We start from the raw sequence: 10,988 nt of genomic DNA, 5'->3' as shown, positions 1-10,988 counted from the left end.
AAAAAATCTGACAGTCCCCGGAAAGCAAGCCGCAGAGATCATAAAGACAATAATGGATGCTCTGGACAAAGGAGCTAATCTAATCACTCTGAGCCATTCGGAATCAAAAAAACTTAATCTTATATTCTCGCCGGGCCATCCGCGAGAAAATGTTGTTTACGCTCAGCATCCCGCAAATCCTCTGGTGTATTACACCGCCAGCTCCTTTCACCGTCAGGCTTTCGAGCATAAATTTGCAGAAGTGATAACTCTTCTATCGAGCCTTGGCGCAAATGAAATAAAAGTTGAACATGTCAGTGGCTGGGATCAAGAATTTTCAGCAGGCCTCGGCATTACAATTCCAAGTCAAGATTCTGTGTCAGCTGGTGTTAAGAAAAATTGCGCAGAGAATAGTGCAGTACTTTTTGATGCAAAACTCACAGGACATGACGCTCCGTCAGTTCCTGATGACTTGACTTGGTATCCTCATGAATCCCTTTGGCAGGCTGTTGCTATCGCTCGCGTAAACAACGGATTAAAGAATTTTAATCTGTCACTGACGTACTCGGATGATTACGGCTTGAATGCTGGCTTCAAGGCAACGATAAAGGGTACTGGTTTAGATTTGGGTGGGAAATTTGAAGAGCACCAATCTACTGTTTGGAAAATAACCGGAAACTTTGGCCCAGAAAATCCTCATGAAAACGCCAGGGAATGAATAGCCACTTAACTGCATAAGCTACGTCCAAGTATACGTCAGAGCAGTTGCTGCCATTCGTGGTGGAACAGTGCTGATGCGTTTATGGATAACTGTACAGCCTCTCGCTGACAAAACACTCAGCCGAAGCTAACGCCAGCTTCTGGCCGAAAGCTGCCTTCCAAAGGCAGCTTCAGCTCTTCGAAACCAACGACAGCAGAACGCAACTCCACACGACTCAACAACCCAGTCAGTGCGCCGCCCTACCCTCCAACGACACTCCCATCGCCACATCCAACAACATACTCACCACCTCGACCTGATGCTTAGCCGAGAACAGCAGTTTTTTCGTTTCGGATTTAGGCGCTTTGGTCGCCATTAACGTCACTTTCAATGCGGACACCAGATGTTCGCAGGCGTGCGTTGTCGCTTCTGCGGCAGACAGGTCTTTGTGGACTTTGAGAACAGGTGGGCCGGGAACGATTTTTTTCATTGTGGTGCTCCTGGAGAGAAATGGAGCCGCCACCTATCGCTACCAAACGATTGGGTGGCGACTGTACACAGGTTGGTAGACCGGGACTCCAGGAACCCAGCGCGCACGAGTGCGCCCTGCGCACAGCCGCCATAACACAAAACAACAGGCACAAAAAAAGCGCCAGCTGATTTGGATGAGGCGCGTGTACGCCATGGAGTGACGGGCTACCAAACCCGTGCCGCTGAATTTGCAGCGACCGCGAAAGGTTAGCCGGATTGACCTACCGGGGCAAGGCTTCAGCCACAGAAGGCGTTGCGTGGTGTTTCGGGTTTTTGAGTGGTCGCAGGGTACATGCGCCTGCGTTGCAGGCGAGCGCAGCCTGACGGCAGCGGCTACGGAATTTTCAGAGCCTGTGAGGTTGCCGGCGATATGGCCCGTACTGGCACCCGGATAGATATTGCTTGCCCGGCAAGTGCTGCGCACTTGATCGCTGGCAAGGCCAGCTCCCACAGTTTCAGCGGCGCAGTTCGATCCCTGGTGGCTCAGTCAACCAATTGGCAAAACCTTTAACTGACCGGCCAAAACCCGCACAACTGCCGGCTTTTCGCGCGACAGGACGTCCTCATGCAACGCATCGTAATTCTGGGCAATGCCGGTAGCGGCAAATCTACCCTGGCCCGCGCCTTGGGCAAGCAACTGGGGCTGCCCGTGGTGCATCTGGACACTCTGTTTTGGGAGCCCGGCTGGATCGAGCCCGACGCCGAGCAGTTTCGCGCACGCGTCAGCGAAGCGATCGCAGCCGATGCCTGGATCTGTGAAGGCAACTATGCCCGGCGCACATTCGACCTGCGCCTGCCCCGTGCCGACCTGATCATCTGGCTCGATACGCCGCGACTCACCTGTTTCACCCGGGTAGTCACGCGCAGCGTAATGAACCGCCCTCGCGCGGACCTTCCAGCAGGTTGTACTGAGAAGCTCGACCGGGCATTCCTGACCTTCCTGAACTTCGTATGGAATTTCGATCGCGGCTACCGCCCAGGTATCGAGGCGGTGCGTCAGGCCATTGCCCCGCGGATTCCTACCGTGCACTTGCGCTGCAAGCGGCAGATTGGCGCATTTCTAGACAGCTTGCCCGCGACACCTCAAACCTGCCTTGAATAGATGAATGGCGAACTTCGCCAGCTGGGCTCACGGCAAAACTGGCACATCCGCTTTAGGTGCAGAACCAGGGACCTTCTCAGCCGGTAGAGGCTTAGCCCTTGAGTTTTTCGGCAATCCAGATGGTGTGCCGCGTGCCTTTGTTGCCGTGGGCGAACACCTGCACTTCTTCAGCCTTGAAACCGGCCTTCTTCAATTTGTCGGAAAACTGCCGGTCCGCGCTGGCCGACCACACAGCCAGCACGCCTTTGGGGCGCAGGGCCTTGGCGCAGGCGCTCAGGCCACCGGCGGAATACAGCCAGCTGTTGGTCTTCTGGGTGAGACCTTCAGGCCCGTTGTCGACGTCGAGCATGATCGCGTCAAAGCCTTGCGGTTCGGCTTGCAGCACCTTGGCCACATCTTCCATGCGGATCACCGTGCGAGGGTCGAGCAGCGGGCGCCCAGCCTTCTCCCCCAGCGGCCCTCGATTCCACTCGACCACGCCCGGCACCAGTTCGGCGACCACCACCTCGGCGGTCTTGCCCAAATGCTTGAGCGCCGATCCCAGGGTGAAACCCATGCCCAGGCCGCCGATCAGTACCCGGGAATTGGGCCGGCCGGCCACCTTGCGGCAGGGGATCTCGGCCAGGGCGTCTTCGGAGCCGTGCATGCGGGTGTTCATCAACTGCCCACCATCACCACCCTGGATCTTGATCACGAAGTCTTCGCCGTACTCGAACAGGCACAGGGCTCCGCCGTTTTCAGGGATCGGGGCAGTGTCGAGCAGAACGAAACGTTTCATGGGGAACTCATCGAGAAAGTAATAGAGCTACAAGGGCAACGGAGCCATTGATGAAGGGCACCATTCTAACGGTCATTGTGTTGGCAGCGCTCTTGATAAGTGAATCGGCTCTGCTTTTGCGCATGCCTCGAATGACTGGTCCTGGCCGATTTGTGGTGCTTCTGGAGAGAAATGGAGCCGCCACCTGTTGCTAACAGGCGCCTGCGTTGCAGGCGAGCGCAGCCTGACGGCAGCGGCTACGGAATTTTCAGGGTCTGTGAGGTTACTGTGAGAGCCGGCCTTGCCGGCGATGGTGGTTCAGGCAACCCATTAGCAAGGCTTTGCCTTGCATCGCTGGCAAGGCCAGCTCCCACAGTTATCGCTGCAGGCCATAAATATCCTGGCCGCTGAGGATTGGGTGGGAGCCGGCCTTGCCGGCGATGATGATTCAGACAACCCATTAGCAAGGCTTTGCCTCGCATCGCTGGCAAAGCCAGCTCCCACAGTTATCGCTGCAGGCCATAAATATCCTGGCTGCTGAGGATTGGGGTGGGAGCCGGTCTTGCCGGCGATGGTAGTTCAGGCAACCCATTAGCAAGGCTTTGCCTCGCATCGCTGGCAAGGCCAGCTCCCACAGCTATCGGTGCAGGCCATAAATATCCTGGCCGCTGAGGATTGGGGTGGGAGCCGGTCTTGCCGGCGATGGTAGTTCAGACAACCCATTAGCAAGGCTTTGCCTCGCATCGCTGGCAAGGCCAGCTCCCACAGTTATCGGTGCAGGCCATAAATATCGTAGCCGCTGAGGATTGGGGTGGGAGCCGGTCTTGCCGGCGATGGTGGTTCAGGCAACCCATTAGCAAGGCTTTGCCTTGCATCGCTGGCAAGGCCAGCTCCCACAGTTATCGGTGCAGGTCATAAATATCCTGGCCGCTGAGGATTGGGGTGGGAGCCGGCCTTGCCGGCGATGGTGGTTCAGGCAACCCATTAGCAATGGCTTTGCCTTGCATCGCTGGCAAAGCCAGCTCCCACAGTTATCGGTGCAGGCCATAAATATCCTGGCCGCTGAGGATTGGGGTGGGAGCCGGTCTTGCCGGCGATGGTAGTTCAGGCAACCCATTAGCAAGGCTTTGCCTCGCATCGCTGGCAAGGCCAGCTCCCACAGTTATCGCTGCAGGCCATAAATATCGTAGCCGCTGAGGATTGGGGTGGGAGCCGGCCTTGCCGGCGATGATGGTTCAGGCAGCCAATCAGGCACTACCTAATGATCCTCACCATCGTACCTTGACGTCAGCAGGCCCCTCATGCGACGGAAAATGCGGCAGCACTTCCTCCGCCAGCTCTTGCACAACCTCTGCAACAGGTCGCTGTGAGAACTGGATACCCAGCGCCGCATGATTCACCCCCGCATCTCGCCATTCGCCCAGCAGCTCGATCAACCCTTTGCGCCCGGTGCGCAGCACATAACCACCCCGTAACGGAGTGCGAGGGTGGTCGCAATCGTCCACGAGGTCGATCCATTCATTGGTCATATGCGGCCGGAACCCGCCGTCTGGAATCAGCCTGCGCCAGGCCCGAATTTTCTCCGCCAAACGCTCCGGCCCCTCACGGGTGTGGGTGGCTTCAGGGAACGTCAGCCAGCCATCCGCTTGCTCGCCAATCCACTCCAGCGACTGCCTGGACGACCCGGTCACCATCAACGGGATGGACCCCGCTACAGGCTTGGGCAAGAACTCGGCACCCGCGATGCGCCCCAATGGCGAGTCGATGATGGCCGTCTTGCCACTCACAAGTTGGCGAAAATACGCCACCGTCTGCGCAAACCGCTCGCCACGCTCAGCGTGTTCCAAACCATAAGCTGGAAACTCAACGGGCCGGTCCCCCGAAGCAATGCCCAAGACCAGACGCCCCCCCGAAAGCTGGTCGATCGTCGCCGAGGCCTTGGCCAAATCAATGGGATGGCGCAGCGAAAAAATCGCACTGCCGGTCGCCAGCGCAATCGTCCTGGTTTGCGCGGCTAGAAACGCCAAGTAAGTGAACGGGTCAAACACCTGCCCCGCATCCCCGAACCCAGGATCAAACAACGGCACATCCCTTACCCAAACCGCAGCAAAACCATGACGATCGATATCCCGTACCACCTCTGCCTGCCCGGCCAACACGTCCATGTCGCCGCTATAGAAGCGCAAAGGCAAAAAAATTCCCAGCGTCAGCTCATCGGGCGCGAACATGCGTCGATAGCCCGGATGGTTGGCAAACGCTTGAGACGATTTGCCGACTAGATGATTTATCGCGTTCATTGTCATTTCCCGGTTCAAGCGCCAAGGGCGGGGGCTGGAATGACGATGCCGCGCTGCACCGCCGGCCTCGCCGCAACCCGCTCGTGCCAGGCACTCAAGTGATGATGCTGACTGAAGTCGAAGCCGATGATGCGCGCGATATGGGTCCAGCCAAATTGGGCAATATCGGCAATCGAATACGCCTCCCCCGCCAGGTAGGGATGCCCGGCCAAACGACTGTCCAGCGTGGCAAAGGCTTCATTGGTCAATCGACGGTAACGAGCAACAGCCTGCAGATTCCTGTCAGCGGCAAACAACTCGAAATGAACACGCTGGCCCATGATTGGCCCAACGCTCGCCGCATGAAACATCAGCCACTGGATGGCCTCCCAGCGCGCGTTGGGAGCTAAGGGCAACAGCCGGCCCGTCTTGTCTGCCAGATACAGCAGGATGGCGGCAGACTCGAACAGCGTGATGCCGTTGTCGTCGTCCACCAGCACGGGGATACGCCCATGCGGGTTCAGGCGCAAAAACTCGGGCTGCTTGTTCTCGTCCTGATCGATTTTGACGTGGCGCAACACGTACGGCAGGCCCAACTCTTCCAGCGCGATAGTGATCTTGAAACCGTTGGGTGAACTGTCGGTATAGAGCGTGATCATCGTGCAAGCTCCAGCTGGTGGGCCCTGCCCGGCAGGATGAGCGCAGCACAGGCAACACCGAGCACGACCATGCCCGCAGACACCAAAATTGCATAGCTGAAGCCTTGCACCGAACTTCCGCCTGCGGCCAGCACCGCAATGCTCACGGCGACCCCCACGGCCAGGCCAACCGCAGAACCGACTTCCTGGGTGGTGGTCAGCATGCCTCCGGCCAACCCGTGATCGACTTCGTCAACGCCTTCGACACCGGCCACCGTCCACGCCGGGAACGCGATGCCGTAACCAATGCCCGCCAACAACGTGCCGGGGAGTATGGAGGCGGCCCAGGACGCATCCACTGCCAGCGACATGCCCAGCAGTGCGAGGCCGGCAATGAACACGGTCATGCCGTACAAAATGACCGGCTTGGTGTCTATTCGGGCAATCAACGCCGGCCCTGCCCAGGCGCTGGAGAGGGTGAACGCAATCGCCATCGGCAACAGCCCCAAGCCCGTCTGGGTGGCGGTAAAGCTGAGGATTTCCTGCATATACAACGCAACGACGACAAACGTCGGCCCCAGCGCCGTGTTCGCGAGCAGCGATACCAGGTTCGCGCCGCCCGTCATGCGCCGCCTGAACACCGCAAGGGGAATCAACGGGTAGGCAACCTTGCTTTCGACCCAGACAAACAAGCCAAACAGCCCCATGGCCAAGGCAATCAATCCATAGGTGACGGGAGACGCCAGGCCAACATGCTCGCTGTTGGCAAACGCGAACACCAGCGTGGCGGCGCCCGCAGCAACCAGAACCGCGCCCCCTATGTCCAGCCGTCCTGCGGCTATCGCGGCATCACGCTGGCTCACCGGCAGGTAGCCTGCCAGGGCGATCACCAGCAAACCGATGGGCACGTTGATCCACAGCACCCAACGCCACCCCAGGATGTCGGTGATGATGCCACCGAGGATCAGCCCTGCGACGAACCCGCTCGCCGCCACCGCCGTCCAGGCACCCAACGCTCGATTGCGCGAGGCCTGATCAGGGAACAGTGCCAGCAGCAGTGAAAACGCCGCAGGTGAAAACAAGGCAGCGCCAAAACCTTGCATGGCCCGGGTGGCAATCAGCATGGCCGGGGTCTGCGAGAAACCACCAAGCAGCGAGCCAAGGGTAAAGATCACCACCCCGGTCAGGAACACACGCCGGCGGCCAAACATGTCGGCGGCGCGCCCGCCCAACAGCAGGAAGCCTGCTATGGCGACACCGTAGGCGTTGATGACCCACTGCAAGGCGCCAGGGCTGAAGCCCAGGCTTTCCTGAATCTGCGGCAAAGGGATCATGGTGATGGAAAAGTCGAGCAGTGCGACGAATTGAGCCGTGCATAACAATATGAGGCAGAGCCGCCAGCGAGGGTGATTCATATGGGCTTCCTGATTGATATAGTTTTGCTAATGTTGTTTAACTTTGCTAAACAGCATTCATCATCAGACTCGCGACGATTCAGTGGAAACGATCATTTTTAGTCGCTGAATTTAGGAAAACTAAACCTAATGGCAACTTCCCTGCCCTATCTTGCGTTGCGCACCTTCGTTGAGGTTGGCCAGCACGGCAGTATCAAGGCGGCCGCCCAGGCACTGAGCGTCACATCAGGTGCGGTGAGCCAACAGATTCGGCTGTTGGAAGATCGGGTAGGCATGGCGCTGTTCACGCGGGAGCGAAGCGGTTTGCGGCTTACCGAGGCCGGGGCCGGCGTTCATCCCGCCTTGCTTGAGGCGTTCGAGCGGATTCAGGAGACGTTGCTGTCGCTGGAACAGATCAAGGCCCGGCAAACCCTGACAGTGAGTACCGTTGCCACCTTCGCGGCTTCCTGGCTGGTGCCGCGCCTGGGCCGATTCAACCTGCGATACCCGCATATCGAAGTGCGCGTAGAGGCGACTTCCAACGTCGCGGACCTGCGCCGGGATCGCGTCGACGTGGCGTTGCGGCATGGGCTTGGGGTTTATCCCAACTTGCAGGTCACGCGCTTGATGGCGCCGGTGTTGGTGCCGGTGGCCAGCCCCGCGCTTGTGGCCGCCAGCAGCGCGATTGCCCAGCCGCAGGATTGCCTCGATTACCCACTGTTGCACGATTCTGAGCGTGCGGACTGGTCCTTGTGGCTCACCGCGCATGGTGTTGCCAAGGACCCTCGCGCCGAGCGTGGCAGCGCTTTTGAAGATGACTTCCTGCTGATTCGCGCAGCGGAGGCAGGCCAGGGGCTCGCCTTGGTGCCTGTGGAATATGCCAGGGAGGAGATTGCTGCGGGCCGCCTGGTGCAAGTGCTGGATAAGCCTTGGCCTGCTCGATTTGCCTATTACGTGGTGACCCGAGCGGATGCGATGCAACGCGACGAGGTGAAAGCGTTTGTGGAGTGGGTCATGGAAGAAGCACAGGGTACGCTTCGCTCTTGCTTTGCAAACTCGCCTGCAATACCGGCCTCATCGCAGGTGTAGCCGCTGCCGTAAGGCTGCGCTCGCCTGCATCGCAGGCGCGGCCTTTGGGAGCCCTGACGGACTCCAGCGCAGCCTGACGGCAGCGGCTACAAAATGCTGCCTGTGCGCGTTATTCGTGCACGTGACAGCCCCCGCACCACACGCGTGCACATTCCCCCCCACATCCCGGCATCACCCACCCCGCCATCGCCACAATCGTTAGCTTGCATACGACTTGGCGTACAAATTGCTATCACTTAGCCATCGCTCTGTCGCAGCTGGGGATATAAATGTCGCTTTCTAGTCATTCCATGCCGTTGTCCGCTGCCGAAAAGCGCTGGCTCCCCTGGTTCGGCAAAACCGGGAAATTCGCCATGGGTTGGGCCTGCCGGCTCAACCAATCAGCCTACCCAGTGCTCGAACAAACCTTCGAAGCCATCGCCCACACCCGCGTGCAGCTGCTGCACAACTGGGCCCGCGAGCAATGGGAGCACCTGGCCGAACTGGCCGATCACCTCGCCGCAGACCTCACCCAACTCGACAACTCCACGCTGCTGGACACGCTCAGCCAGGCCGAGGACTTCTCCGAGCTGTTCATCGTCGACAACACCGGCACCCTGCTCGCTTCAACCTGGCCGCAACGCCCCAAGCAACGCCTCGAACACACCGCAGCCCTGGCGCAAGGCCTGAAAGCGCCCTTTCTCCACGGCCCCTACAGCGACCCGCTGACCCTGCAAATCGGCCCGTCATCGTCACGCTTTCACGATGAAGTGACGCTGATGTTCTACCACCCGCTCAAGGTTGGCGGCAAAGCCGTCGGCTGCCTCTGCGGCCGCGTGCCCAACGATGTGCTGGGCGACCTTATCCAGCGCGAAGCCGGGCATATCTATGCCGAGTCCGGCGACAACTACCTGTTCATGGCGCAATCGCGCTTCGACCCGGCGATCAAGCCAGGCACCGCCTTGTCACGCTCACGCTTCGAAGACGGCACCTTCACCCACGGGGAAAACCTCAAAAGCGGCGTGCACACCCCCTGGAGCACCGTGCAGATCCACCGCCACACCGAACTGGAACTGCGCTTCACCGACCCCGCCACCGGGCAACTGCACCCCGGCGTGCGCGAAACCATTCGCCGCGGCGCCAACCTGTTCGTGACCTACCCCGGCTACTCGGACTACCGGCACATTCCCGTGGTCGGCAAAGGCGTGACCTTCCAGCTGCAAGGTTCGCCAGACCGCTGGGGCATGATGTGTGAAGCCGACCTGGAAGAGGTCTACCGCCGCCGCTCGCTCAGCTACGGCCTGATGAAACCCTACATCGCGATCATGGCCGCGCTGTTTGCCTGCAACTTGCTGGTGCAGCACTACGCCGGCCTCACCCAAGGTTTGAACGACGCCGTAAGTGCCCTTAGCCTGCTCTGCGCCACGCTGCTGTTCAGTGTGCTGGGGCCCAAGCGCCTGGCCGCCCGGCTGAACGGCATGACCGATGTGCTGCGCACCATTGCCGAGGGCGAAGGCAACCTGCGCCAGCGCCTGGACAGCAGCACCCTGGCCAACGACGAAACCGGCGACATGGGTCGCTGGATCAACAGCTTTATCGACCGGCTGGACTCGGTGGTCGGCCAGGTCGTGAAGGCCAGCCGCAACGTCGGCACCACCAACCAGATGATGCTCGGGCGCAGCCAGCAAGCCAGCACCACTTCAAGCGAAGTGGCCGAGGCGATGCACCACATGATGGTGATCGCTGAAGACCAACTGGGCGAGATCCAGCAGGCCTCTGTCAGCGCCGAGCAGATGAAACAGGCGATGGACGAAGTGGTAACCCAGGCCCGCGAGCAGTTCCACACGGTGCAGGCAGGCACGCAGTCCATCCGCGATGTGGTGGAACGCTCGACTTCAAGCGTGCAACTGCTCGACAGCCGGATGACCCAGATCGGCAATATCACCGGGCTGATCAGCGATATCACCAACCAAACCAACTTGCTGGCACTGAACGCGGCCATCGAGGCGGCTCGCGCCGGGGAACATGGGCGCGGGTTTGCAGTGGTGGCGGATGAAGTGCGCAGCCTGGCCTCGCGCACCTCGCGCGCGGCCGGGGATATTCAGCAGATGGTTGAAGGCCTGCAGAACGAAACGCAAAAAGCCGTGAGTTTCATGGAGGCCGGCGTGAAGGATGTCGATAACAGCCTGCGCCTGGCAGAGGATGCATCGTCGGAGAATGTGCAGCTGCATCAGGCGGTAGAAAGCATGTTCGCGATCATCCAGCAGTTGAACAAGCGCAGCCTGGATTACGGGCTGACGATCAAGAAGGTCAATCAGTCGTCCACCGAGATGCACCAGACCGTGGCGGTGCTGCAGAACAGCGCCGAAACGGTGAAGGTCAATGCCAACAAGCTGCAGAAGTTGGTGGGACAGTTTGAGGTGACCACGTTGAGCCGGGAACGGGTGGTGGCCTGATCTGGGTTACGGGGCCTCATCGCCGGCAAGGCCGGCTCCCACAGAGTCATGCGGTGCAATCAGCTCTTGTGGGAGCCGGCCTGAACT

General features: G+C 59.6%; 9 protein-coding genes. 4 read left to right on the top strand and 5 right to left on the bottom strand.

Going from position 1 to position 10,988, the window contains the following annotated elements:
- Positions 1–697: hypothetical protein (locus M5G11_RS15155; RefSeq protein WP_273925307.1), on the top strand; the 697-nt coding region annotated here is incomplete at its 5' end.
- Between the two features lie 229 nt (positions 698–926).
- Here the strand turns inward: M5G11_RS15155 and M5G11_RS15150 are convergent.
- On the bottom strand, positions 927–1,169 hold the full coding sequence (locus M5G11_RS15150; protein WP_273912352.1) for a hypothetical protein: 243 nt from the start codon (positions 1,167–1,169) through the stop codon (positions 927–929).
- A 606-nt stretch (positions 1,170–1,775) separates the two neighbouring features.
- Between M5G11_RS15150 and M5G11_RS15145 the strand changes: the two genes are divergently transcribed.
- Complete coding sequence (locus tag M5G11_RS15145) at positions 1,776–2,312, top strand: P-loop NTPase family protein (RefSeq protein ID WP_273912353.1); 537 nt, start codon at positions 1,776–1,778, stop codon at positions 2,310–2,312.
- A gap of 91 nt (positions 2,313–2,403) precedes the next feature.
- Here M5G11_RS15145 and M5G11_RS15140 read toward each other — a convergent pair whose 3' ends face one another.
- The 4 genes from M5G11_RS15140 to M5G11_RS15125 form a co-directional block, all read right to left on the bottom strand.
- Complete coding sequence (locus tag M5G11_RS15140) at positions 2,404–3,090, bottom strand: spermidine synthase (RefSeq protein ID WP_273912354.1); 687 nt, start codon at positions 3,088–3,090, stop codon at positions 2,404–2,406.
- 1,247 nt (positions 3,091–4,337) lie between these two features.
- Positions 4,338–5,366, bottom strand: a complete 1,029-nt coding sequence (locus M5G11_RS15135) for an LLM class oxidoreductase (RefSeq protein ID WP_273912355.1) — start codon at positions 5,364–5,366, stop codon at positions 4,338–4,340.
- A 14-nt stretch (positions 5,367–5,380) separates the two neighbouring features.
- Positions 5,381–6,004: a glutathione S-transferase family protein gene (locus M5G11_RS15130; RefSeq protein ID WP_273912356.1), complete on the bottom strand. Its 624-nt coding sequence runs from the start codon at positions 6,002–6,004 to the stop codon at positions 5,381–5,383.
- Complete coding sequence (locus M5G11_RS15125) at positions 6,001–7,398, bottom strand: MFS transporter (protein WP_273912357.1); 1,398 nt, start codon at positions 7,396–7,398, stop codon at positions 6,001–6,003. The genes M5G11_RS15130 and M5G11_RS15125 overlap by 4 nt, the downstream gene beginning before the upstream one ends.
- A 129-nt stretch (positions 7,399–7,527) precedes the next feature.
- On the opposite strand from M5G11_RS15125, the gene M5G11_RS15120 reads away from it, so the two are divergent.
- Positions 7,528–8,466, top strand: coding sequence for a LysR substrate-binding domain-containing protein (locus tag M5G11_RS15120; protein WP_273912358.1), 939 nt, complete (start codon positions 7,528–7,530; stop codon positions 8,464–8,466).
- A gap of 269 nt (positions 8,467–8,735) precedes the next feature.
- Positions 8,736–10,901: a methyl-accepting chemotaxis protein gene (locus M5G11_RS15115; protein WP_273912359.1), complete on the top strand. Its 2,166-nt coding sequence runs from the start codon at positions 8,736–8,738 to the stop codon at positions 10,899–10,901.
- Positions 10,902–10,988: the final 87 nt, after the last annotated feature.

This window comes from Pseudomonas fontis (assembly GCF_028656955.1).
Taxonomy (GTDB): Bacteria; Pseudomonadota; Gammaproteobacteria; order Pseudomonadales; family Pseudomonadaceae; genus Aquipseudomonas; species Aquipseudomonas fontis.
Note: the sequence above shows the minus strand (reverse complement) of the source record. Positions and strands in the feature narration are given on the sequence as shown.